The organism is Streptomyces sp. NPDC058697 (assembly GCF_042715345.1).
Lineage (GTDB): Bacteria > Actinomycetota > Actinomycetes > Streptomycetales > Streptomycetaceae > Streptomyces > Streptomyces liliifuscus.
Window position 1 is genome coordinate 69,255 of record NZ_JBHXSU010000024.1, and the last position, 24,159, is coordinate 93,413.

General features: G+C 69.9%; 20 protein-coding genes, 1 pseudogene and 1 riboswitch. Of the genes and pseudogenes, 9 read left to right on the plus strand and 12 right to left on the minus strand.

Features of this window, described 5'->3' with window-relative positions:
* Nucleotides 1-67 precede the first annotated feature (67 nt).
* Nucleotides 68-1,507 carry a gamma-aminobutyraldehyde dehydrogenase gene (locus ACFWXQ_RS37415; protein ID WP_383954042.1) on the minus strand — a complete coding sequence of 480 codons (1,440 nt, stop codon included), beginning with the start codon at nucleotides 1,505-1,507 and terminating at the stop codon, nucleotides 68-70.
* A gap of 163 nt (nucleotides 1,508-1,670) precedes the next feature.
* Between ACFWXQ_RS37415 and ACFWXQ_RS37420 the strand changes: the two genes are divergently transcribed.
* From ACFWXQ_RS37420 to ACFWXQ_RS37450, 7 genes and pseudogenes are all read left to right on the plus strand, one after another.
* Entirely contained in the window at nucleotides 1,671-2,192 is a 522-nt protein-coding gene (locus ACFWXQ_RS37420) for an Lrp/AsnC family transcriptional regulator (RefSeq protein ID WP_383954040.1), read from the plus strand.
* Nucleotides 2,177-3,574: an aspartate aminotransferase family protein gene (locus ACFWXQ_RS37425; protein ID WP_360765576.1), complete on the plus strand. Its 1,398-nt coding sequence runs from the start codon at nucleotides 2,177-2,179 to the stop codon at nucleotides 3,572-3,574. The genes ACFWXQ_RS37420 and ACFWXQ_RS37425 overlap by 16 nt, the downstream gene beginning before the upstream one ends.
* A 217-nt stretch (nucleotides 3,575-3,791) precedes the next feature.
* Nucleotides 3,792-4,532, plus strand: coding sequence for an ABC transporter ATP-binding protein (locus tag ACFWXQ_RS37430; RefSeq protein ID WP_383954038.1), 741 nt, complete (start codon nucleotides 3,792-3,794; stop codon nucleotides 4,530-4,532).
* Nucleotides 4,514-5,206: pseudogene (locus ACFWXQ_RS37435) on the plus strand (hypothetical protein); the annotation flags it as partial. The gene ACFWXQ_RS37430 and the pseudogene ACFWXQ_RS37435, both read left to right, overlap by 19 nt.
* Before the next feature lie 1,299 nt (nucleotides 5,207-6,505).
* A complete protein-coding gene (locus ACFWXQ_RS37440) occupies nucleotides 6,506-6,913 on the plus strand; it encodes a VOC family protein (RefSeq protein ID WP_383954036.1) in 408 nt (135 codons plus the stop codon).
* 24 nt (nucleotides 6,914-6,937) lie between these two features.
* A complete protein-coding gene (locus ACFWXQ_RS37445; RefSeq protein WP_383954034.1) occupies nucleotides 6,938-8,071 on the plus strand; it encodes an LOG family protein in 1,134 nt (377 codons plus the stop codon).
* A 166-nt stretch (nucleotides 8,072-8,237) separates the two neighbouring features.
* The gene (locus tag ACFWXQ_RS37450; RefSeq protein ID WP_383954032.1) at nucleotides 8,238-8,888 is read left to right on the plus strand and encodes an LAETG motif-containing sortase-dependent surface protein; all 651 of its coding nucleotides are present in this window, start codon (nucleotides 8,238-8,240) and stop codon (nucleotides 8,886-8,888) included.
* 180 nt (nucleotides 8,889-9,068) lie between these two features.
* Here ACFWXQ_RS37450 and ACFWXQ_RS37455 read toward each other — a convergent pair whose 3' ends face one another.
* The 6 genes from ACFWXQ_RS37455 to ACFWXQ_RS37480 form a co-directional block, all read right to left on the minus strand.
* Nucleotides 9,069-9,860 (minus strand): maleylpyruvate isomerase family mycothiol-dependent enzyme, encoded by a 792-nt coding sequence (locus tag ACFWXQ_RS37455; RefSeq protein WP_383944416.1) that lies wholly within the window; start codon nucleotides 9,858-9,860, stop codon nucleotides 9,069-9,071.
* Between the two features lie 10 nt (nucleotides 9,861-9,870).
* Complete coding sequence (locus ACFWXQ_RS37460) at nucleotides 9,871-10,914, minus strand: ABC transporter ATP-binding protein (protein WP_383944419.1); 1,044 nt, start codon at nucleotides 10,912-10,914, stop codon at nucleotides 9,871-9,873.
* Between the two features lie 2 nt (nucleotides 10,915-10,916).
* Nucleotides 10,917-12,644, minus strand: a complete 1,728-nt coding sequence (locus tag ACFWXQ_RS37465) for an ABC transporter permease (RefSeq protein WP_383944422.1) — start codon at nucleotides 12,642-12,644, stop codon at nucleotides 10,917-10,919.
* On the minus strand, nucleotides 12,620-13,699 hold the full coding sequence (locus tag ACFWXQ_RS37470; RefSeq protein ID WP_383944425.1) for a thiamine ABC transporter substrate binding subunit: 1,080 nt from the start codon (nucleotides 13,697-13,699) through the stop codon (nucleotides 12,620-12,622). Before ACFWXQ_RS37470 ends, ACFWXQ_RS37465 begins: the two co-directional genes overlap by 25 nt.
* Nucleotides 13,700-13,778: 79 nt before the next feature.
* Nucleotides 13,779-13,884, minus strand: a riboswitch (TPP riboswitch).
* A 24-nt stretch (nucleotides 13,885-13,908) separates the two neighbouring features.
* Nucleotides 13,909-15,015 carry a 23S rRNA (adenine(2503)-C(2))-methyltransferase RlmN gene (gene rlmN / locus ACFWXQ_RS37475; RefSeq protein ID WP_383944427.1) on the minus strand — a complete coding sequence of 369 codons (1,107 nt, stop codon included), beginning with the start codon at nucleotides 15,013-15,015 and terminating at the stop codon, nucleotides 13,909-13,911.
* 51 nt (nucleotides 15,016-15,066) lie between these two features.
* The gene (locus ACFWXQ_RS37480; protein WP_383944430.1) at nucleotides 15,067-15,903 is read right to left on the minus strand and encodes a hypothetical protein; all 837 of its coding nucleotides are present in this window, start codon (nucleotides 15,901-15,903) and stop codon (nucleotides 15,067-15,069) included.
* Between the two features lie 172 nt (nucleotides 15,904-16,075).
* Between ACFWXQ_RS37480 and ACFWXQ_RS37485 the strand changes: the two genes are divergently transcribed.
* Both ACFWXQ_RS37485 and ACFWXQ_RS37490 read left to right on the plus strand, forming a co-directional pair.
* Nucleotides 16,076-16,315: a hypothetical protein gene (locus ACFWXQ_RS37485; protein ID WP_383944433.1), complete on the plus strand. Its 240-nt coding sequence runs from the start codon at nucleotides 16,076-16,078 to the stop codon at nucleotides 16,313-16,315.
* On the plus strand, nucleotides 16,312-16,554 hold the full coding sequence (locus ACFWXQ_RS37490) for a hypothetical protein (RefSeq protein WP_383944436.1): 243 nt from the start codon (nucleotides 16,312-16,314) through the stop codon (nucleotides 16,552-16,554). Before ACFWXQ_RS37485 ends, ACFWXQ_RS37490 begins: the two co-directional genes overlap by 4 nt.
* A gap of 68 nt (nucleotides 16,555-16,622) precedes the next feature.
* Here ACFWXQ_RS37490 and ACFWXQ_RS37495 read toward each other — a convergent pair whose 3' ends face one another.
* From ACFWXQ_RS37495 to pyrH, 5 genes are all read right to left on the minus strand, one after another.
* Nucleotides 16,623-18,560: a hypothetical protein gene (locus tag ACFWXQ_RS37495; protein ID WP_383944439.1), complete on the minus strand. Its 1,938-nt coding sequence runs from the start codon at nucleotides 18,558-18,560 to the stop codon at nucleotides 16,623-16,625.
* Nucleotides 18,560-20,590 (minus strand): hypothetical protein, encoded by a 2,031-nt coding sequence (locus ACFWXQ_RS37500; RefSeq protein ID WP_383944442.1) that lies wholly within the window; start codon nucleotides 20,588-20,590, stop codon nucleotides 18,560-18,562. Before ACFWXQ_RS37500 ends, ACFWXQ_RS37495 begins: the two co-directional genes overlap by 1 nt.
* A gap of 884 nt (nucleotides 20,591-21,474) precedes the next feature.
* The gene (locus ACFWXQ_RS37505; RefSeq protein ID WP_383944445.1) at nucleotides 21,475-22,623 is read right to left on the minus strand and encodes a phosphatidate cytidylyltransferase; all 1,149 of its coding nucleotides are present in this window, start codon (nucleotides 22,621-22,623) and stop codon (nucleotides 21,475-21,477) included.
* On the minus strand, nucleotides 22,623-23,180 hold the full coding sequence (gene frr, locus ACFWXQ_RS37510) for a ribosome recycling factor (protein WP_383944448.1): 558 nt from the start codon (nucleotides 23,178-23,180) through the stop codon (nucleotides 22,623-22,625). The genes ACFWXQ_RS37505 and frr overlap by 1 nt, the downstream gene beginning before the upstream one ends.
* A 120-nt stretch (nucleotides 23,181-23,300) precedes the next feature.
* Nucleotides 23,301-24,071: a UMP kinase gene (pyrH, locus tag ACFWXQ_RS37515; protein ID WP_055614582.1), complete on the minus strand. Its 771-nt coding sequence runs from the start codon at nucleotides 24,069-24,071 to the stop codon at nucleotides 23,301-23,303.
* Between the last annotated feature and the right edge of the window lie 88 nt (nucleotides 24,072-24,159).

A 24,159-nucleotide genomic window follows, 5' to 3' on the forward strand; every position in this document is an offset into this window, starting at 1 on the left:
CAGCACAGCCCCGAGCGGATCAACTCCCGCCCGGGGCCGTGCCGTTCACTCCGTCAGCCGCAGAGGCTCAGCCCTCGATGGACGTCATCACGTGCTTGATCCGCGTGTAGTCGTCGAACCCGTACCCCGACAGGTCCTTGCCGTAGCCGGACTTCTTGAAGCCGCCGTGCGGCATCTCCGCGACCAGCGGGATGTGGGTGTTGATCCAGACGCAGCCGAAGTCGAGGACCTTGGACATGCGCATCGCGCGCGAGTGGTCCTTGGTCCAGACGGAGGAGGCGAGGGCGTACTCGACGCCGTTCGCCCACTCGACGGCCTGCGCCTCGTCCGAGAAGGACTGGACGGTGATGACCGGGCCGAAGACCTCGTTCTGGATGATCTCGTCGTCCTGCTTCAGCCCAGACACCACGGTCGGAGCGTAGAAGTAGCCCTTCTCGCCGACGCGGTGGCCGCCCGCCTCGACCTTGGCGTGGGCGGGCAGGCGCTCGATGAAGCCGGTGACCTGCTTGAGCTGGTTCGGGTTGTTGAGCGGCCCGTACAGCACGTCCTCGTCGTCCGGCATGCCGGTCTTCGTGTCGGCGGCGGCCTTGGCGAGCGCGGCCACGAACTCGTCGTGGATGGACTCCTGGACGAGGACGCGGGTGGCGGCCGTACAGTCCTGGCCCGCGTTGAAGAAGCCCGCGACCGAGATGTCCTCGACGGCCTTGGCCATGTCGGTGTCCTCGAAGACGACGACCGGCGCCTTGCCGCCCAGCTCCAGGTGGACGCGCTTGACGTCCTTGGCGGCGGACTCGGCGACGGAGATGCCCGCGCGCACGGAACCGGTGATCGACGCCATGGCGGGCACCGGGTGCTCGACCATCGCGCGGCCGCTGTCACGGTCGCCGCAGATGACGTTGAAGACGCCCTTGGGGACGATCGAGCCGATGATCTCGGCGATCAGGACCGTGGAGGCGGGAGTGGTGTCCGACGGCTTGAGGACGACCGTGTTGCCGGCCGCGAGCGCGGGGGCGAACTTCCACACGGCCATCATCATCGGGTAGTTCCACGGCGCGACCTGCGCGCAGACGCCGACCGGCTCACGGCGGACGATCGAGGTCAGGCCCTCCATGTACTCGCCGGCCGCGCGGCCCTCCAGCATGCGCGCCGCGCCCGCGAAGAAGCGGATCTGGTCGACCATGGGCGGGATCTCCTCGGACCGGGTGAGTCCGATGGGCTTGCCGGTGTTCTCCACCTCGGCCGCGATCAGCTCCTCGGCCCGCTCCTCGAAGGCGTCCGCGATCTTGAGCAGGGCCTTCTGGCGCTCGGCCGGGGTCTGGTCGCGCCAGGCCGGGAAGGCCGCCGCGGCGGCTGCCATCGCGGCGTCGACGTCGGCCTGTCCGGACAGCGGCGCGGTGGCGTAGGCCTCGCCCGTCGCGGGGTTGACCACGTCGGTGGTCCGTCCATCGGCGGCATCGCGGAATTCTCCGTCGATGTAATTGCGCAGACGACGCAGCTCGGTGCTCACTGCCGGCCCTCCAGTCAGATGTCCAATCACTGAGACATCCACCCTAGTCCCGCGACCCACGTTTTCAACACCCCCGATCGCCCCAGAACTGCGAAATCCGCACATGTGGGCCGCGCAGACAACGAATTTCATCAATCAACTCTTGCGGAACCGCTGAAGCCTCATGCACAGTGAGCACGTGTCCAGTCGCAGCGCAGAGCCGAAGGGCTCCCGAGACACCCGGTCGGGGAACACCACTCCCCCGCTGGACAGCGTCTCCCTCGCCATCATCGAGCAACTCCAGGAAGACGGCCGGAGGCCCTACGCCGCGATCGGCAAGGCCGTCGGCCTCTCCGAGGCGGCCGTGCGCCAGCGCGTCCAGAAGCTGCTCGACCAGGGCGTGATGCAGATCGTCGCCGTCACGGACCCGCTCACCGTGGGTTTCCGCAGGCAGGCGATGGTGGGCGTCAACGTCGACGGCGACCTGGAGCCCGTGGCGGACTCGCTGACCGCCATGGCGGAAGTCGAGTACGTGGTGATGACCGCGGGCTCGTTCGACATCCTCGCCGAGATCGTCTGCGAGGACGACGACCACCTGCTGGACGTCATCAACAAACGCATACGGGCCCTGCCCGGAGTGCGCTCCACCGAAAGCTTCGTCTACCTCAAGCTCAAGAAGCAGACCTACATGTGGGGAACCCGATAGCCGTGACCACCAAGGACCTCAGCCGAACCGCGTACGACCACCTGTGGATGCACTTCACCCGCATGTCCTCGTACGAGAACGCTCCCGTCCCCACGATCGTCCGTGGCGAGGGCACGTACATCTACGACGACAAGGGCAAGCGCTACCTCGACGGTCTCGCGGGGCTGTTCGTGGTCCAGGCGGGCCACGGCCGCCGGGAGCTGGCCGAGACGGCGTTCAAGCAGGCGCAGGAGCTGGCCTTCTTCCCGATCTGGTCCTACGCCCACCCGAAGGCCGTCGAGCTCGCGGAGCGCCTCGCGAACTACGCGCCGGGCGACCTGAACAAGGTCTTCTTCACCACGGGTGGCGGCGAGGCCGTCGAGACCGCCTGGAAGCTCGCCAAGCAGTACTTCAAGCTGCAGGGCAAGCCGACCAAGTACAAGGTCATCTCGCGCGCGGTCGCCTACCACGGCACCCCGCAGGGCGCCCTGTCCATCACGGGCCTGCCCGCCCTGAAGGCACCGTTCGAGCCGCTGGTCCCGGGCGCCCACAAGGTCCCGAACACCAACATCTACCGCGCGCCCGCCTTCCTCGACCAGGGCTCCGGCGTCTCCCCCGAGGCCTTCGGCCGCTGGGCCGCCGACCAGATCGAGGAGCAGATCCTCTTCGAGGGCCCGGAGACGGTCGCCGCCGTCTTCCTGGAGCCCGTGCAGAACGCCGGCGGCTGCTTCCCGCCGCCGCCCGGCTACTTCCAGCGCGTACGCGAGATCTGCGACCAGTACGACGTGCTGCTCGTCTCGGACGAGGTCATCTGCGCCTTCGGCCGCCTGGGCACGATGTTCGCCTGCGACAAGTTCGACTACGTACCGGACATGATCACCTGCGCCAAGGGCATGACCTCGGGCTACTCCCCGATCGGCGCGTGCATCATCTCGGACCGGCTCGCCGAGCCGTTCTACAAGGGCGACAACACCTTCCTGCACGGCTACACCTTCGGCGGCCACCCGGTGTCGGCGGCCGTGGGTCTCGCCAACCTCGACCTGTTCGAGCGCGAGAACCTCACGCAGCACGTGCTGGACAACGAGGGCGCGTTCCTCTCCACCCTCCAGAAGCTGCACGACCTGCCGATCGTCGGCGACGTCCGCGGCAACGGCTTCTTCTACGGCATCGAGCTGGTGAAGGACAAGGCCACCAAGGAGACCTTCACGGACGAGGAGTCGGAGCGCGTGCTCTACGGCTTCGTCTCCAAGAAGCTCTTCGAGTACGGCCTGTACTGCCGCGCCGACGACCGCGGTGACCCGGTCATCCAGCTCTCGCCGCCGCTGATCGCCGACCAGTCGACCTTCGACGAGATCGAGGGGATCGTCCGTCAGGTGCTGACGGAGGCATGGGCGAAGCTCTGATCCCGCCGGGCCCTCAGGGGTTCCGATGAGCTGAATCTGTGATCAACACCGGCCCCGGTGCCGCCCGTTCGAGTGAGAATGGGCGCTCCGGGGCCGCGTGCTGTCCGGCCTCCCGGCCCCGACTACCTAGCGTGCCCAGTGACCGATCGGCCCTGCCTTCGTTCCCCCGGAAGGGGGACTTCGCACGGCATTTCTGATCTGAACCGAGGTGTACGCCATGGTGGCTCCGCCGGACAACGACGTGCTGTGGGCACGCGCCCTGCACGTCAAGCACAACGGCTCGCCCGCGCTCACCGGCGTCTCGCTCGGGGTCCGCGAGGGCGAGATCCTCGCCGTCGGCGGCCCACGTGGCAGCGGCAAGACAACCCTGCTCCAGTGCCTGTCCGGGCAGTTGCGGGCGCAACAGGGCGAGGTCTGGTTCAACAGCACGCCCGTGCACACCATGGGTCCGCTGACCCGCGAGCGGCTGCGCCGCGACCGGTTCGCCTGGATCGACCCGGCGCCGGTCCTGGTCCCGGAGCTGAACGCCTGGGAGAACGCGGCGCTGCCCCTGATGCTGCGCGGAGTCTCGCGCCGCCGCGCCAAGACCGCCGCCCTGGAGTGGCTGGACCGCCTAGACATCGGCGGCTGCGCCCGCAAACGCCCGCACGCGCTGCTGCACGCCGAGCGGCAGCGCGTGGCCATCGCCCGCGCCCTGGCCCCCGCGCCGACCGTGCTCTTCGCCGACGAGCCCACCGCCCCGCTGCACCGCGCCGACCGGGCCCATGTGCTCCGTACGCTCACGACGGCGGCCCGTTCGCACGGGATCACCGTCGTCCTGGCCACCCACGACGCGGAAACCGCGGCCCTCGCCGACCGCACGGTGTCGCTGCTCGACGGGCGGCGCGTGAACACCGTCCATCTGCCGCCGGTGGCCGACAGCGCGGAAGGCCGGGCCGCGTGCTCGCTCTCCGTCTAGCGCGCGGGGCCCGCCCCGCCGTCCAGCTGCGCAGGCTCCTGGTCGCGGCGGCGTCGGCGGGCACGGGCTTCCTCCTCCTGTGCACCCTGGGGTACGCGATGGGGCACCCGGACTCGTCCGGCGCGGCCGTGCTGCGGCTGGCCTGGTGCGTCGCGCCGCTCGCCGCGACCGTGCAGTTCGCGGTGGCGGTCGCCCGGACCGACCCGGCCACCCGTCCCCGGCAGGGGCTGTCGGCGCTCGGCCTCGGCCCCGCACGCCTCACGGTCCTCGCGGCGATCTCCACCGCCGTGTCCTGCACGCTCGGTTCGATGGTCGCCCTGCTCTTCTTCCTGCATCTGCGCGGCGACCTGAGCGGCCTGCCCTTCGACGGCGACGCCGCCGACCTCCTCGCCGCGGACGAGCCGCTGCCCCTCCCGGCAGCGCTCACCCTGCTGGCCCTCGTACCGATCATCGCCTCGGCCGCCAGCGCGGCGGTGCTCCGGCCGCGGGGCCCGAGGCCGAGCGGCTTCAGGGCCGGCGGCCGGCCGGGACGGCTGAGCGGCTTCGGCGGCTACGGACGCTCCGTCGAACGCGTCGGCTTCGGCGCGTACGGCCGCTTCGGGACACGTACGGAGGCGAAGGCGGGCCCTCGCGCGGAGGGCCCGGACGGTCCGGCGGGCCCGGGCGGTTCCGGGGGCCGGGACGGTTCCGAGGGCAGGGAGGCTTCAGAGGGCAGGGGCGGTTCCGGGGGCCGGGAGGCTTCAGAGGGCCGGGGCGGTTCCGAGGGCCGGGAGGCTTCAGAGGGCAGGGGCGGTTCCTGGCAGGGCGCCACCGGCCGCTCCGGGCGGGGCGGCGTTTCCGACGGTCCGAGCACGCAGGGCGCTCCCGACGGTCACGCCGGACGCACCGCGCACGCAGGGCAGGCCGGGCACTCCGGGCACGGCGGCCCGGAGGCGTCCACCAGCGCCGCGGCGCTCGATGTGCCCCGCCGCTCCGGCGCGCGCGCCCGCGCGAGAGTCGAGGGCCGCCCGGGCGACGAGCAGCTCGCCGCCACCCACGCCACCACCGACTCGCCCGCGCGCAACGGGCACACCGGTCACGATGGTCACACCGGTCACGCCGCAGCCGACCGCCACGCCACCTCACAACACCCCGGCAGCACCAGCAGCACCAGCAGCACCAGCAGCCACGACAGCCCCGGACTCTCCGGCCGTCCAGGCCGCACCAACCACCCCCTTGACCCACTGGACCCCCAACACCCCCCGGCCCCCCTCCCCACCCCCTCCGGCCTCCCCTGGGGCGCCGCGGTGCTCGCGGCCGGGCTCGCCGTGGAGACGTACGCCGGTCGTACGTCCCCGGCCCTCGCGGGACCCGAGCTGCCGGGCGGCTTCAACGTCGGGCCCCTCGGTGTGCTGGTCGGCTGGGCGCTCACCGCGTTCGGTCTCGCGCTGGCCGGGCCCGCGATCACGCACCTCTGCGGCAGGCTGCTCCAGGCGGTGCGGCCCGGCGCCCTGCGGCTGCTCGCCGGACGCGTGCTCATGGAGGAGGCGGCCCGCATCGGGCGCCCGCTCGGCGTGGTGTGCGCGGTGGCATCGGGGGCGTACGCCATGGCCGTGCTCTACGGCCGCGCGCGCCCCGAGGTGGGGCCGCTCACCACGCTGGGCGCGCTGCTCGTCGTGGGATGCGCCGTCGCGACGCTCCTGACCGCCGCGGTGGAGGCGAGGAACGCGCGCGCCGACACCACGGCCGCCCTGCTGCGGCTCGGGGCGCCCGCCACCGCGCTGCGCAGCGCCGCCGCCCTCCGCACGGGCGCCCTGCTCGCCGTCTTCGGCCCGCTGACCTGGGCGGTAGCGGAGCTGGCCGCACTGCCACTGACCCGCTGACGGCCCGCCCGAGAAACTCGTCCGGAAAAGTTCGCGGGACGCCGATGACTTTTCGACGACCCCCCGGTCTACCCCTCCGAACAGCACATCACGCGATGGGAGAGACCTCATATGTACCAGCAGATGATCTTCGTGAACCTGGCCGTGAACGACGTCGACGCCTCCAAGAAGTTCTTCACGGAGCTCGGCTACACGATCAACCCGCAGTTCTCGGACGAGAACTGCGCGTCCGTCGTGATCAGCGACACGATCGTCGCGATGCTGCTGAACAAGCAGCGCTACGCGGACTTCACGAAGAAGGAGATCGCGGACTCGACGAAGACCAGTGAGGTGCTGCTATGTCTGAGCGCCGAGAGCCGCGAGAAGGTGGACGAGCTGGTCGACAAGGCGGTCGCGGCGGGCGGTTCGGAGACCCGCGCCCCCCAGGACTACGGCCAGATGTACGGCCGCGCCTTCGACGACCCGGACGGCCACACCTGGGAGGTCATGTGGATGGACCCGGCGGTCGTCCAGGGCTGAACCGACCGTGCTTAGCATGGGCGGGTGCAGACGAGCCCCGCCCATGCGGCCCACCACAACGACCGTGAGATCGAGACGCTGGAGGAGTTCGACGCAGTCGTCTCGTCCCGCGGCACCCTCGCCGGCTTCCGTGTCCAGTGCGTCGATCTGACGGACCGTACAAGGGAGTTGCTGGCCAGCGACGCCACCGGCGCCGTATTCCTCGGCTGCCCGATGCGGGAGAACGCCGCGGCGAAGGTCCGTGCCGACGGCGCCCTGGTCTTCCCGCCGCTCCCCGGCCTGCCCTTCGACCCGTACCGCGGTCATCTGTACCGCCCCGCCGAGCTGTTCGCCTCGCTCGACAAGGGGTACGAGGAGACGCCGGACGCCCTCGCGTACGCCTGGTTCCAGCGGACAAAGACCGACGGCGACATCTACGCCTCGATGCTGCGCTCGGTCCACGACGACGCGATCTCCGACGCCCTCGACGAACTCCTGCGCGGCACACGGGTGGTGGGCGTGATGGGCGGCCACGCGCTCGGGCGCGGCACGGACGCGTACGGCGGCGCCGCCCGGCTGGGCCGTGCGCTCGCGCGCGCCGGGTTCACCGTGGCGACGGGCGGCGGCCCCGGCGCGATGGAGGCGGCGAACCTCGGCGCGTACGCGGCCCCGTACGACGACACCATGCTGGACGAGGCGTGCGAACTCCTCGCGAAGTCACCGTCGTTCGTGCCGTCGGTGACCGACTGGGCGCGCGCCGCCTTCGAGGTGCGCAGGCGCTGGCCGAAGGGCAACACCTCCGTGGGGATCCCCACTTGGTTCTACGGTCACGAGCCGCCGAACGCCTTCGCCTCGCACATCGCCAAGTACTTCGCCAACGCCACCCGTGAGGACGGCCTGCTGGCCCGTTCGAACGCGGGTGTGGTGTTCCTGCCCGGCGCCGCAGGCACGGTCCAGGAGATCTTCGACAACGCGACCCCCAACTACTACGAGTCCCGCGGCGAACCCACCCCGATGGTGCTGGTGAACCGGGCGCACTGGACCGAGCGGCTCCCCACCTGGCCCCTGCTCCAGGCGCTCGCCCGCGACCGCGCGATGGAGTCGCGGATCGCGCTGGTCGACCGGATCGAGGAGGCACCGGAGGCGCTCATCCGGTTGGCTCATGTAAATGAAAGCTAAAGCCAAGGGGTCAAGACGGACAGACGGATTGACAACCCGAGACGCGGCCCAATAAACCTGTGAGGCGTCTGGGATTGCTGTTTCTTCGCAGCCAATCCCCCACCCCCCTCGTTTGTGCATCCCGTGAAGGGCAATCGTGTCCATATCTCGCCGTACCGCACGTTCCGTGCGCATTCTCGGAGTTGCCTCCGCCTCGGCCGCGCTCACGCTCGGCCTCGCCGGCAACGCGCTCGCCTGCAACATCAGTGAGTTCTCGGCCGTCGCCAAGTGCGACGGCGCCAAGGGCGTCATCAGCGTCACCGACAAGGACCCGACCGGCGTCCCGGCCACGGTCACGGTCTTCCTGGAGTCCAACGGCGCGGACGAGAAGCTCGTCGGCACCCAGGAGGTCAAGGGCTCCCGCGAGGGCGTGACCATCGACTTCTCGGAGGACTGGAAGCCGAACGCGGAGTACCGGATCCACGTCAAGGCCGGCAACCAGGTCGACGAGGACATCAAGCCGAACCTCGTCACTCCGTCCGAGGCCTGCAAGTCCGAGGAGCCGTCGACGCCTCCGGCCACCCCGTCCCCGTCCGACGAGCCCTCCTCGCCGGTCACCGCGAAGCCCGAGTCCCCGGCGCCCTCGGAGTCGGAGAGCACCCCGGCCGCGTCGGCCGGCGGCAGCACCCCGTCCCCCGCGGGCGGCGAGTCGAACCTCGCCGAGACCGGCTCCAGCTCCAACACCGGTGCCATCGCCGGAATAGCGGCCGCGCTCGTGGCGGCCGGCGCCGGAGTGATGTTCGCCCTCCGCCGCCGCAGCACACCGAACGGCCGCTGAGCACCCCTCGGTTCACCAGTTCCCCCAGTTCCCCGCGCCCTGTAAGGGGCGCGGGGAACTGCGCGACCAGCCCAGGCCGACCGGCACCTGGCAAACCGGCCTCGCCACCGGCTTTTCAGGGGCGCGGGGAACTGCGCGACAAGCCCCCACCGAACCCGCAGACGCATCACCGGCCGGGCGCTAGCCAAACGTGGCCCTCTCCAGCCAGAAGTCCAACAACTCCCGCTCCCCCAGAACCTCCAACCCCCCACCATCCGGCGCCATCCGACGATAAAAGGCAAGCAGCACCTCAGTCAGCGGCCCCCGCAGCGCAACGGTCGCCTTCTCGTGCCCACGCCGCCAATCGATCCCCTCGTCCTCGAACTCGATGAGCCACTCGGCATCAAGTCCCGGCTCCGCATCGGTGGCATGGAGATGGATACTGCGCCCCACCCCGCGCAGCTCCCGCGCGGCATCACTGGGGTACTTCTCCTGCGCGAACCGCACGATCTGCAACCACTCGTCGATCGCGTCGGCGGCGAACGCCGGCGCAACCTCGTACGTCACGCCCGCGGCAATCGCCGCGTCGGCCCGGTGGATCACCGTCTCGTGGGTCATGCGCCGCGCCCAGAACCCGGCCGTGTGCTCCCAGGCCCAGGACCAGGCGGCGGTGTCGGCGCCGGCGGTACGAAAGGTCTCCGCGGCCTTCTCGGCGCCCTCCGCGAGCCAGGCGTCCAGCGCGGCGGGGTCGTCACCCTCCGGCCCTCCGACGTCGGCCACGTCCTCGATCGGCACGCTCTTCGCCGCCCGCGTCCGCACGATGTGCTCGGCCCACCGATGCGCCTCGCCCACATGCACGGCGAGCTGCCGCAGCGTCCAGTCCGGACAGGTCGGTACGGTCGCGCCGAGGTCGGCCCCGGCGAGATGCGACCTCAGCAGCGCGGTCTGCCCGACGATTTCGCCGCAGTAGCGGTCGTGCCCGAGTAGCGTCATGAGCCGCACCCTAGGCGTCGGAAGCTCCCCCGAGTACGACAATTTCCGCTGCGTCGAACGCCACCCCGACCTCGTCCCCCGTCTCCGGCGCGTCCCGCAGCGCACACGCCGCCTCCAGCCACGGCGCGTCCTCGGGCTGCAGGCGTACGGCGACATGGGTGCCCCGGAAGGTCCGCGCGGCCACCGTGCAGCGCAGCCCCTCGGCCGCCGGTACGAGGCGTACGCCTGCGGGCCTGACGAGCAGGTCGACCTCACCCTGTGGCGCGTCCGAGGGCACCGGCAGCTTGCCCCACGGCGTGTCCGCGGCCTCCCCGCTGACGGTCGCCGCGGTCACGTTCTCGAAGCCGAGGAAGCGGGCCACGAACGCGTCGGCCGGGCGCTGCCAGACCTCAAGTGGCGTACCGGACTGGGCGATCCGGCCGTCCCGCATCACGACGACCCGGTCGGCGAGCGCGAACGCCTCCCCCTGGTCGTGGGTGACCGCGAGCACGGTCGTGCCCAACTCGCCGAACAGCTCGCGGAGTTCGACCACCAGCCGCTCACGCAGCGAACGGTCCAGCTGGCCGAGGGGTTCGTCGAGCATGAGCAGCCGGGGGCGGGGCGCGAGGGCCCTGGCGAGCGCGACGCGCTGCTGTTCACCACCGGAGAGGGAGGCGACGGCCCGTCCACGGGCACCGGGCAACCCCACAAGGTCGAGCAACTCCCCCACACGTACGGCCTGTTGGTCCTTCGACTCGCCGTGCATCCGCAGCCCGAAGGCCACGTTGCCGCCCACGTCGCGCTGCGGGAACAGCTGGTGGTCCTGGAACATCAGGCCGACGCCCCGCTTGTGCGCGGGCACGCCGTGGAGGTCCCGGCCGTCCAGGAACACCCGTCCCCCGTCGAGGGGTTGGAGCCCCGCGACCGCCCGCAGCAGGGTCGACTTGCCGCTGCCACTGGGCCCGAGCACGCACACGATCTCGTGCTCGGCGACATCGAGCCCGACGGAGTCGAGCACGGCCCGCCCACCGAAACGTACGGTCGCTCCATCCAGTTCGAGCTTTGCGTGGCTCATGGTCAGAACTCCCCGGTCCGGTCGGTACGAAGGCGTTCGAGAACGAGCAGTGCCACCGCGCACACCACCATCAAGATCGTCGAAAGTGCCATGGCCTGCCCGTAGTTGAGCTCGCCGGCCCGCCCCAGCAGCCGTGCCACGGCGACCGGCAGCGTCGGGTTGTCGGGCCGCGCGATGAAGACGGTCGCGCCGAACTCGCCGAGCGACACGGCGAAGGCGAACCCGGCCGCGATCAGCAGCGCCCGCCGCACCATCGGCAGATCGACCTCGCGCCACACCCGCCACGGCGAGGCCCCGAGCACCGCCGCCGCCTCGCGCAGCCGTCCGTCCACCGCCCGCAGCACGGGCAGCATGGTCCGTACGACGAAGGGGACGCCCACCAGCGCCTGCGCGAGCGGCACGAGGATCCAGGTGCTCCGGAGGTCCAGCGGAGGCTTGTCGAGCGCGATGAGGAAGCCGAACCCGACGGTCACGGCGGAGACGCCGAGCGGCAGCATCAGCAGGGCGTCGAAGCCCCGTACGAGACGGCCGGCGTCCCGGCGGGTGAGGGCGGCGGCCGCGAGTCCGCCGATCAGCAGCGCGATGGCGGTGGCGGCGAGGGCGTACTGCAGCGAGTTGCCGACGGCCTCGATCGGCGGGACGAGGAAAATGCCGCCTTCATCGCTGGTCAGCGCCTTGTAGTAGCCGAATCCGGGGGCGTCGAGGGACCGCTCGACCAGCACGGCGAGCGGCAGCACGAGCAGGATGGCGATGGTGGCAAGGACGGCGGCGAGCAGTGTCCACTGCCCGGTGCCGCGCGGCCGTCGTGCCGTCACGGACGCGTCGACCAGGCGCAGGGCCGTCTCCCGCCGCCGCACGGTCCAGGCGTGGACGGCGAGGATCGCGCCGACCGCCACGAACTGGACGAGGGTGAGGACGGCGGCCGTCGAGAGGTCGAAGATCTCCGAGGTCTGCCGGTAGATCTCGACTTCGAGCGTCGAGAAGGTCGGGCCGCCGAGGATCTGCACCACGCCGAACGAGGTGAAGGTGAAGAGGAAGACCATGAGCGCGGCGGCCGCGACCGCGGGGCCGAGCGCCGGAAGCGTCACCCGGCGCCAGGCCGCGAACCGCGAGGCGCCGAGCATCCGCGCGGCCTCCTCCTGGCGCGGATCGAGCTGCGACCAGAGGCCGCCGACCGTGCGGACGACGACCGCGTAGTTGAAGAAGACGTGCGCGAGCAGGATCGCCCACACGGTCGTGTCGAGCCGTACGCCCCACAGCTCGTCCAGGAGCCCGCCGCGGCCGAGGAGGGCCAGGAAGGCCGTGCCGACGACCACGGTCGGCAGCACGAACGGCACGGTCACGATCGCCCGCAGGACCTGTTTGCCCCTGAAATCGAAGCGTGCGAACACATACGCGCCGGGGAGCGCGATCAGCAGCGTGAGCGCGGTCGAGGCGAGCGCCTGCCAGGTCGTGAACCACAGGACGTGCCGGATGTCGGATTGCGCGAGCACGTCGCCGATCCGCCCGAACCGCCAGACCCCGTCGATCCTGAGCCCGCGGGCCGTGATCGCCGCGACCGGATAGGCGAAGAAGAGCCCGAAGAACGCGACGGGCACGGCCATGAGAGCGAGCCGCGCCGCGCTCCCCGTACGCGGGCGCGTGCGGGGGCGCGGACGGAGGCGCGGACGCCGGCGCGCGGGCGGCTCCGCCTCGGCGGGGGGCTCTACTTCAGTACGAGCGAGGTCCATGACTTGACCCACTCGTCACGGTTGTCGGCGATCTTGGCGGGGTCGAGGGTCTCGGGGTTCTCGGCGGCCGGGCCGAACTTGGTGAACTCGGCGGGCACCTTCGCCCCCTCGACGACGGGGTACACGAACATGTTCAGCGGCATGTCCTCCTGGAAGGTCTTGCCGACCAGGAAGTCGATGAGCGCCTTGCCGCCCTTGCTGTTCTTCGCGTTGCTGAGCAGGCCCGCGTACTCGACCTGGCGGAAGCAGGTGCCGTCCGCGACACCGGTCGGCGCGGTCTTCGGCTTCGGGTCGGCGTAGATGACCTCGGCGGGCGGGGACGAGGCGTACGAGACGACGAGCGGCCGGTCGCCCTTGGCCTTCTTGCCGCCGGCGGACCCGGAGAACTCCACGTTGTAGGCCTGCTCCCAGCCGTCGACGACCTTCACGCCGTTGGCCTTGAGCTTCTTCCAGTAGTCCTGCCAGCCGTCGTCCCCGTACTTCGCGGCGGTCCCGAGGAGGAAACCGAGGCCGGGCGAGGACGTCGAGGCGTTCTCGGTGACCAGCAGGTTCTTGTACTCGGGCTTGATCAGATCGTCGAAGGACGTCGGCGGGGCCAGCTTGTGCTTGCTGAAGTAGGCCTTGTCGTAGTTGACGCAGATGTCACCGGAGTCGATGGGCGTGACGCGGTGCTTGTCCTGGTCGACCCGGTACTGCGGCAGGATCAGGTCCGAGCCCTTGGCCTCGTACGACTGGAAGAGCCCGTTGTCGAGCGCGCGCGACAGCAGGGTGTTGTCGACGCCGAAGAAGACGTCGCCCTGCGGGTTGTCCTTGGTGAGGATGGCCTTGTTGACGGCCGTACCGGCGTCGCCGTCCTTGAGGACCTTGACCTTGTAGCCGGACTCCTTCTCGAAGTCCTTCAGCACGGCCTTGGTGTAGGCGAAGGAGTCATGGCTGACGAGGGTGACGGTCTTGGACCCGGAGCCCTCGTCGCCGGAGTCGGACGAACCGCACGCGGTGAGCGCGGCGAGGCCGAGCCCCACGGCCACGGCCGTGAACTTCCTGGTGGTGCTCACTGAATTCCTCCTGGGGGTGACCAGGAAGAGACGCGGCCCTGCCCGGGACCTCGGTCGGTTCCCGGGCAGGGCGCAACAGCTTGAGTAGTGACCGAACTTCCTACCCAGAATGACCTGGGCAAGGTTCAGAGGGTCTGCGGGCTGTCCCGCACTCTCAGCGCTGTGGCGCTCCCCTGTCGGAATATGAAGATGTACGTACGTCCGCCAGACTACCGCTCGGTGGCCGCGAGCTGCCCGCAGGCCCCGTCGATCTCCTGGCCACGGGTGTCCCGGACGGTGACGGGCACACCATGGGCGGCGATCGCCTCGACGAACGCCTTCTCGTCCTCGGGCCGCGAGGCGGTCCACTTGGAGCCGGGTGTCGGGTTCAGCGGGATCAGGTTCACATGCACCGGCTTGCCCTTGAGCATCCGCCCGAGCCGGTCACCGCGCCACGCCTGGTCGTTGATGTCCCGGATGAGCGCGTACTCGATGGAGAGCCGGCGGCCCGACTTCGCCGCGTACTCCCACCCGGCGTCCAGCACTTCCCGCACCTTCCACCGCGTGTTGACCGGGACGAGGGTGTCGCGCAGCTCGTCGTCCGGTGCGTGCAGGGAGATGGCGAGGCGGCACTTGAAGCCCTCGTCGGCGAAGCGGTTGATGGCGGGGACGAGACCGACCGTGGATACGGTGATCCCCCGCTGCGACAGCCCGAGCCCGTCCGGCTCGGGGTCGGTGAGGGCCCGGATGGACTGGACGACCCGCTTGTAGTTGGCCAGCGGCTCGCCCATGCCCATGAAGACGATGTTGCTGAGCCGGGCCGGCCCACCGGGGATCTCCCCGTCCCGCAGCGCCCGCATCCCGTCCACGATCTGGTGCACGATCTCGGCGCTGGACAGATTCCGGTCGAGACCGGCCTGCCCGGTCGCACAGAACGGGCAGTTCATCCCGCAGCCCGCCTGTGAGCTGATGCACATGGTGACCCGGTCCGGGTAGCGCATCAGCACGGACTCGACGAGCGTGCCGTCGAAGAGCCGCCAGAGGGTCTTGCGGGTGGTGTTCTCATCGGTGGAGAGATGCCGCACGACCGTCATCAGCTCGGGCAGCAGCGCCTCCTGCAGCTTGGCGCGCGATCCCGCGGGGATGTCGGTCCACTGCTCCGGATCGTGCGCGTACCGCGCGAAGTAGTGCTGCGACAGCTGCTTGGCACGAAACGGCTTCTCACCGACCGCGGCAACCGCCTCTTTACGCTCGGCAGGCGTGAGATCGGCAAGGTGCCGCGGCGGCTTCTTGGCTCCGCGGGGGGCAACGAAAGTGAGTTCTCCGGGCTTAGGCATGGCTGTACCAGTGTCGCAGATCGATTCGTGTGACTTGTGCCCCCGGCGGTCTCAGCCGCGGGGCTGGGCATCCAGGAACCGGTGGAGGGATTGCGTCATGCTCGCCACGAAGGAGTCGCGGGTCCGGTCGGCGACCAGGTCCAGGGACAGGTACGGGTTGAGGTCCTCCAGCTCGACGAGGAGCAGCTCGCCTTCCGGGGTGCGGCAGGCGTCCACTCGCTGGATGCCGTGATCGAGGGTGTTCCAGTCGATGAAGCGCCGGGCGAAGGCCAGGTCGGCGTCGGTGGGCTCGTAGGGATCGAGGACCCAGCGGCGCTCGGGATCGGGGGCGTGAAGGGCGTACTGGAAGGCGTCGTCGACGTAGTAGAAGGACACCTCGTCGCGGAAGTCGATGCGCGGCTGGACCAGGATGTCGCCGTAGTCGAGGCCGCCGAGCTGCTCGCGGGGCACGAAGGCCAGGCCTATGGAGTCCGCGCCCACCTTGGGCTTGACCGCGTACTGGCCGGTCTCGGGGAGCAGGTGCAGGTCCTCGGGCCGGTCGACGGTGGGGATGACCGGGTGTCCTGCGGCGGTCAGATCCAGCAGGTACTGCTTGCCGGCCATGTCGCCGCGCCCGGACAGCGGGTTGTAGACCAGGGTGCCGCCGGCCGTGGCCCGCTCCCGGAAGGCGTCGTACTCCTTCTGGTAGTGCAGCACGGGCCCGCTGTTGCGGACCACGACCACATCGAAGGCGTCCATCAGCGCGGCTGCGTCCAGCGGGTGGCACAGGGCTACGTCGAAGTCGTCGCGCAGCCGGGAGGTCAGGAAGATGTCCTCGTCGCAGTAGCGCCGCCCCCGCGCCTGGTAGGCGAGATCGGTCACGTACAGAGCTCTACGGCGGTCCGGCATCGCACGCCCTCCTTCAATCGCACATCTCCTTCAGCGGTGCGACAAACCTACCCATCCCGCGGAACACGGCCTCGGGCAGGCGCGTGGTCGTGGGCTGTCGGCCCACTCAGGACTGATGCCGGAGGACGCGGGCACTGTCCCATGGGCCACACCTGGACCTACAATCGAACTCGTGTACGAATATGTGTCTCACCCGGATCATCGGCGCAGCGACCGCGATCGGCTGGTCCGGCGGCTGCGCCGCACCGACGACACCAGCGCCTCCGCCTCCGCCGTGGCCGCGGCCACGGCCACCGCCTTCGCCTTCGCCGGCACCACGACCTCCACCACCGCCTCCGCCTCCGCCTCCGTCGAGTTGGAGTGGAGACTCACCCCCTCCCCCACCCCCGATGCCATCCGCGGTGAGCTGTGAACCGCGAGCATGCACAGCCTGAAGGCGAGGGCACCGCGCCCATCGTCGTGCACCGCGCGGCGGGCACCGGCGGCCGCCGGGTGTCGATCCGCGCCCGGTTCGCCGGCCTCGCGCACAGCGACGCCGACCTGATCGAGTTCCTGCGCCGCGCGGGCCTGCCGGACGCCTGGGAGCTCCTGGACGATCCGCACTGGGTGGACTGGCAGGACGGCCGACCGCACGAATACGGCACGGAGTGACAGCACTACGGGCCGCCCCTCTCGGCGCTGGTCGCGCCCCAACAGCCCAAGAGGACAGCCCCGCCTCATCAACGGTCGTCAAGGAACTCGCCGGTCAGCACCATGATCGGATGCTCGATGAAGTCGTGTTCGAGGTCGAGGGACAGGGCGGGGCGTGCCGGGTCGAGCCAGGTCACCGTGATGCCCACCACCGCGGCCAGGCCGGAGACCGCGAACGTCACCGGAATGTCGACGGTCGTGCTGTCCGCCCTGCGCCCCGCCACGAGTCTCAGTTCGGGCACCGTGATCCCGGGTGCCTCGCGCAGGGTGGCCAGGGCGGTGATCGTGCCGATGCCACGGGCGGCGAAGTTCACTCCGGTGCCGTTGACGGCGAGCACATGGTGAGCCTGCTGCACGTCCACCGCGGTGACGGTGACATAGCGCCGCAGCGCGGTCGTCGGGAACGGATCGGGCAGGGCCAGCGTGTGATGGACGCGCAGATCCGTGGTGTCGGCGGTGCCCGGCAGCGTCGTCGTCGCGCCCTCGGGCAGGACGATGTCGAGCGGTGCGGTGCTGAGCCCCGTGCCGTCGATACGGCCGTACCGGATCAGCCGGAGGTCCAGCGGGGCGGCGTTGCGTGCCCGGGGCGCGGCGGGATCCGCCAGATCGACGGCCAGGTCGTCCGCGCTGCTGGTGGTGTGCAGGTTGAGGACGACATTGCCGACGAGGGGCTCGTGCACACTGTCGAGGCGCAGCCCGACACGGCCGAACAGCGGTCTCGTACGGCTCGCGGTCAGCTGTCGCAGAAAGAGGTTGGCCTTGACGATCGCGGGCAGTTCGCTGTCGTCGGTGATCTCCATGGCGGCCAGGAACGTATGCGGGCGCGGGCCGTCGGCGAACGACGGCGGACTCACCAGGGAGGACGAGAAGGTGACCGGCGTCCGGCCGTCCAGGGTGGACGGGAGAGCGGCCAGCCGGACCGTGTCCCTGAGGGCCGGGTGCGCGGTGGCATCGGCCCAGAGCCGCATGAGGTCGACGGGGTCGACGACCGGCCCCAGGGTGAAGGAGAACTGGAACCGGCAGCGGCTGTTCGCTCCGGAGTCGAGGATCGCGTCGCACTGCTGCGCGCAGCCGTCCTTGCCGCGCGACACCCCATAGACGGCCGGTACGGCCATCAGCGTGCCGCTCACCGCTCCCAGGTACACGGCCCGGAGCGAGGGATACCGGGAGGGGATGTCGCCCAGCGCGGTCACCTCGGCGTACTCCGACTGCCGTACGTCGAACTGCCGCAGCTGGTCGACGCCGTGCAGGACCGTGGTCGAACCGCCCACGGTCACCGTGCGGCTCTCCCGGTAGGACGGTCCGGCGTACTTCATGCCCAGATCCAGCGTGCCGGACTGGCCCACGCCCTGCTGCGTGCCCTGGCCCTGCAGGGAGCCGGAGAGGCCCGGCGGCCGCGGGCGGAAGTAGACGATCGGCCCGCCGTGCCGGTCGGCGACGGGGACGGTGTACCAGCAGCTCAGGTCGACGGCCACGGCGGCGGTCACGGTGAGTCCGGTGAACGCGAGGATGACGTCGTCGCCCATCAGGCCGCGTGCCGTCACGAGCAGTCCGGTGGGAGTGACGGCCACCTCCGCGGGGAAGGCACGCGTCCGGCTCGTACCGTCCTGGTCCTTGTATCCGACCCGTACGACGGCGCCGGCCGATACGAGCGGCAGTCCGTAGTACTGCGGCTGCGGGGCCCGGACGTCACCGTCCGGGCCGGTCGGGCCGGTCGGGGCGGGCGTCGCGGTGAGCATCGTGTCGCCGGTGTCTTGCGGGGGCAGCAGGGCGGAGGGGCCCCGGCGCAGCGAGAAGGAGAGAACGGCCTGGTGGAAGGGGTCGCCCTCGCCGTCGTTGCCTTCCCGGCGGGCGTCGAACCGGAAGGCGGTGTCGGGATCCGGTTCGAGCGTGTACCGGGGGACGTACCAGTGGATCGCCGGATCGGTACGGTCGGGGAAGGGCGCCCCTCCCTCCAGGCCCGTCATCAGGGATTCGCCGGATAAGTGGCGATGTACCTGTTGACGGTGGCGACCTGGGCGGCCGGGACCGGAGGCAGCGCCAGCTTGAACGGGTTCAGGTACTTGAGGCGCCCCGACGGCAGCGGCACGGTGACGGGAGCGGCGGTCCCCCAGATCACCGGGTCGTCCGTGAAGTCCGGGCCGGTGACCTCCACCTGCAGCGAGTAGGTGAAGGAGTTCTCGCGCACGAACTTGTCGGAGTAGATCTCCCACAGCGCGTTCTTCTGGTTCTGCCGGGTGATCGTGAGGGTGTCGGTGCGCGAGCCGATCCGGCAGGTCAGCGTCATGGCGATGTTGTCCTTGGGCAGGACCCGGTCGAGCATGAACCGCACGAAGACATAGCCGACCTCGTCCGCGGTGAGCTTGGGTGCGTGTCCGATGCCTGTCTGCTCGATGGTGTAGACACTGCCGCCGTTGGACAGGTCGACGCGCGGATCGTCCCCGTCGAACACGATGGTCTTGGTGAGTTTGACCTGGTCGGCGGGCCACTGGGGGATATCGGCCTCCAGCCGGAGCGTGGAGATGTTCACGATGTCCTGCGGGTTGTCCTCGGTCCACATCGCGAGTTCCAGTCCCGCTCTGGGGTTCTTGTGGCCGAGTGTGTAATGGAATCCCTGGGCCTGGGTCACCAGGTTGACCGTGCCGTCGGCGCGGACGGGATCGTGGTAGTCGGGGTAGCCGACCTCCAGTTGGACGGACCGGATCGGGTCGCGCAGATCGGTGCCGTCGGCGAGTACGTCGTCGAAGTCCACCGCGCAGACCCCGGCCACCTGGATCTTCCGGAAGTGCTCGCCGATGTCCACCACGGCGAGATACCGGTCGGGGTGTGCCTGTACGGCGGGAAGCAGATCGTTGAGGGTGCCCGACACGGTCTGGTGGACGCTGATGGTGGTGTCCAGCCGGAACGTCTCGGTGAAGGTGACACCGCGGTGCTGGTAGTTCGACTTCAGGGAGACCGACGAGCCGCCGAAAATGCTGCTGAAGAGACCACGGCTGGCCGTGGCAGGGGACTGTTCCGTTGGCTTCCAGTCGAAGATCTCGCTCTTGACGAGGTTGAACGCCCGCGTACGCATGTCGTCGGCGTTCTTCATGACCCACTGCTGGAGCTCGGGGGTGAGCACGCCGTTGTCCATCTGGATCTCGGTGATGATTCCACCGGTGGTGACCAGATTGCTGTAGGCGTATTCGAGGGAGGCGCTCGAAATGCCCAGGAATCCGCCTGCGGACAGTGCCGTGGAGAACTGGTTGAACGTCTTGTCCGCGTCGACGGTGACCTTGATCTGGCACCCGTGGATGTAGACCTGCTCCTTCAGGTGGCAGTGCACGGTGAACGGCGAGACACCCTCTTCCAGGCTGCCGGCGATCGCACCGGCCGCCAGCTGATTGCACGTCACCAGGAAGCTGCTGTAGCCGTGTTCCTCGATCGAGCCCTTGCCCGCGCCCTGGGCGTCGATGTACATCGGTGCCGCCGGGCCTCCGGCGGCGTCCAGGCGGGGCACCTCGATCGTGACGTTGTTCTCGATGATCGGCACCACGCCCAGCAGCGGATCGGGGTCGCCCGAGCCATAGGTGAAGAACAGGCTGCCCAGCCGGGGCTTCGGAGCCGCGTGCTGTCCTGCCCTGAGCGCCTTGACCGCGTTGGCGATCACGCTGTCCGGCACGGCGAACGTGGTGGTGAACGTGCAGAAGCCGCCACCCGCCTCGATGTCGCCCCCGGCCTGCTCGGCCTCCACCCCGATGTGCGTCTCCGAGGTCAGCAGCCCCTTGAAGACGGTCATGCCGAAGTCGAAGTCCTCCGGGCTGGTCTGCTTCTTCGCCAGGTAGACCCGGGCGGGCTGCCAGTAGTACTGCGGGGCCTGCCCCGCGGCACGCAACTCGTCGTTGCTCGCGTCCGGGTAGACCTGGAGGGCGTACCGCTGCCCCGTCTCGTCGTTGACCGTGACGAGGACGAAGTCGGGTCCGAAGAGCGGTCCGGTGGCGGAGAGAAAGTCGGGCATGGGCGAACCTCTTTCGTACGGAGCGAGAGGCGGAGGCCGAAGCGGTACGCGGGCTCGGGCGGACGCCGGCCACGGAGATTCGGGCAAGCGCCTGCCACGAAGAAATCGGCAGCGGTTTCGGAGGTGAGGGACGCGGGGCCGCACAGGCGCCAGCGCCGGAGGCCCGGGATACGAGCGCCGGGTCTCAGTGGTCGCGGGGCTGAAAGCGCAGGTGGTGGCGGGAGCGGAGGCACAGGTGGTGGCGGGAGTGAAGGCACAGGTGGTGCCGGAGCCAAGGGCACAGGTGGTGCCGGAGCAAAAGGCACAGGTGGTGCCAGAGCCGAAGGCTCACCTGATGCCGGAGCCGAAGACCCATCTGATGCCGGAGCCGAAAGCCCATCTGGTGGGGATCGTGTGCCGAGCGGGCGGGCAGCCGAGAGCCGACCGGCCCGTCGGGCGCCTGCCCTGCGAGCCAGGCATCGGCACCAACCCCCGCCGCGTGCCGCGCAGCACCGACGCCGCCGGTCCCGGTCCCAGTCCCGGTCCCGGAAAAGACGCCCTGTCCATACCGGAGAAACCCGCCATGTCATCCCCCATGAGCCAGCGGTCCCGTTGACACACCGTATGTCCCGATGTCCCGGAAACCTGCTGCGATGATCGGGCGCACAGTCCTGCGGCGTCCATCGATTTCGCCGCACCCGACACGCCGGACAGATATCGAACGGCCTGGTCAGAGCGGGTGTCCCGGTACCCGGATTCACTCCATTGGCTGACACCCGTTCGAGTGGCCCGGGCATCCGGCATGCCTGCGGCAGACATACGGCCGGACATACGGCAGGGGCTCGCCGTCCAGTTGGACGACGAGCCCCTCGTACCGCGAAAACCGCAAACCATGAGCCTCGGTGTCAGCTGCCGACGAACAACACGAGCAACAGCCACACCACCGGAGCCGTGGGCAGCAGCGAGTCCAGGCGGTCCATGATGCCGCCGTGCCCCGGCAGCAGGGTGCCCATGTCCTTGATGCCCAGGTCGCGCTTGATCATCGACTCGCCGAGGTCCCCGAGCGTGGCGCTGGCCGCGACCGCGAGGCCGATGATCAGGCCCTGCCACCAGGTGCCGTCGTCGATGAGGAACTGCGTGCACAGCGCGCCCGCCACCATGGCGAAGGCGAGCGCGCCCAGCAGGCCCTCACGGGTCTTGCCGGGGCTGATGCGCGGGGCGAGCTTGTGCTTGCCGAAGCGCCAGCCGACGGCGTACGCGCCCGTGTCGCTGACCACGGCAAGCAGCAGGAACGTGAGCACCCGCCGCGCACCGTCGTCCGCGGTGAGCATCATCGCCACGAACGTGGCGAGGAAGGGGATGTAGAAGGCGGCGAAGACCCCCGCGGTGACGTCCTTGAGGTACCCCTCGGGCGGTTCCGTCATCCGCCAGACCAGGACCGCGAGCGCGGTGAGCGCCATGGCCACCCAGGCGCCCTCGGCGCCCCGGACGTATCCGGCGATCACCATCGCGGCACCGCCGACCGCCAGCGGCACGAGCGGCGCCCTGATGCCCTTCTGCTCCGCGAGCCGCGAGGTGAGCTCCCACAGGCCGACCACGACGGCGACCGCTATCACTCCGACGAAGGCGGCCTTGACGACGAACAGCGACGCGACGATCACCGCACCGAGCCCGACCCCGACCCCTATGGCAGCGCCCAGGTCCCGGCCCGCGCTCTTCTTCTGCGGCGCGGGTGCGGGCTGTGCGGCGCTGGACATGGGCTCCTGCGGATTCTGCGACTGGTGGGACGGCACCTGGGAGGACGGATCCTGGTGCGGCGGCGTCCAAGGCGTCTCGTCGCGGAACAGGGGGCCACCCGTCCGAGCAGCCCCCCGGTCGTCATCCTGGTCTCCGCCATGCGCGGGTACGTCGGGCACGATGGGCATGGGGCGAGTCTGCTGCGCGTTGTGCGCATCGTAGGCGGGACCCGCCGGGGCAGCCCCCTGGACAGGCCCCTGGTCGGACGGCCCCCAGTACCCGGCTTGTGGCGGCGCCCCCCAGGAAGAGTCGTTCATCAGACCTCGAGCAGCTCTGCTTCCTTGTGCTTGAGCAGCTCGTCCACCTGGGCGACGTACTTCGCGGTGGTGTCGTCGAGCTCCTTCTCCGCACGGCGGCCCTCGTCCTCGCCGACCTCGCCATCCTTGATCATCTTGTCGATCGTGTCCTTGGCCTTGCGGCGCACGGAGCGGATCGAGATCTTGGAGTCCTCGGCCTTGGTGCGGGCGACCTTGATGTAGTCCTTGCGGCGCTCCTCCGTCAGCTCGGGGAACACCACCCGGATGATATTGCCGTCGTTGCTCGGGTTGACGCCGAGGTCGGAGTCACGGATCGCCTGCTCGATGTTGCGCAGCGCGCTCTTGTCGAACGGGGTCACCACGGCCATGCGCGGTTCGGGCACCGAGAACGAGGCCAGTTGGTTGATCGGCGTCAGCGCGCCGTAGTAGTCCGCCACGATCTTGTTGAACATCGCCGGGTGCGCACGGCCGGTGCGGATCGCGGCGAAGTCCTCCTTGGCGACCACGACGGCCTTCTCCATCTTCTCCTCGGCCTCGAGGAGGGTCTCTTCGATCACCACTTGCTCCTGCGTGTCTTGAGTAGGCCCGGCTGCGGTTCCTTGGCGGGTAGGCGGCCGGCTGCGTCGCGTCTTATTCCTGCACGGTTCCCGACCGGCAGGACATTGTCCATCCCCCGGTCAGGCCCGACTGCCCTGGTCACCCACAAGCGTGCCGATCTTCTCACCCTTGACGGCCCGCGCGATATTGCCCTCTGCCAGAAGCTCGAAGACGAGGATCGGGAGCTTGTTGTCGCGGCACAGGGTGATCGCGGTCATGTCGGCGACCTTGAGATCGCGGGTGATGACCTCGCCGTAGCTGAGCGAGTCGAACTTGACCGCTTCGGGGTTGGTCTTCGGGTCGGAGTCGTAGACCCCGTCCACCCCGTTCTTGCCCATCAGCAGGGCCTCGGCGTCGATCTCCAGGGCGCGCTGGGCGGCGGTGGTGTCGGTGGAGAAGTACGGCATGCCCATGCCCGCACCGAAGATGACCACACGGCCCTTCTCCAGGTGCCGCACGGCCCGCAGCGGGATGTACGGCTCGGCGACCTGCCCCATGGTGATGGCGGTCTGCACGCGCGAGTCGATGCCCTCCTTCTCCAGGAAGTCCTGGAGGGCCAGGCAGTTCATGACCGTGCCGAGCATGCCCATGTAGTCGGAGCGGGCCCGGTCCATGCCGCGCTGCTGGAGTTCCGCGCCGCGGAAGAAGTTGCCGCCGCCGATGACGACGGCGATCTGGGCACCGCCGCGGACCACCGCGGCGATCTCCCGGGCCATTTTGTGCACCACGTCGGGGTCGACGCCGAGTGCCCCGCCACCGGCGAAAGCCTCGCCGGAAAGCTTCAGCAGGAAGCGGCCGGCGCCCTTGCCGGTGTCGCTCTTTTCGTCCTTGTCGGCCTTGGTGGTGGTCATGGAGATCTCGCCTCTTCTACGTGTCGCACATACAAAGAAGGCCATTGCCGGTGGGGTGTTGGTGGCAACCCATGCGCGGCAATGGCCT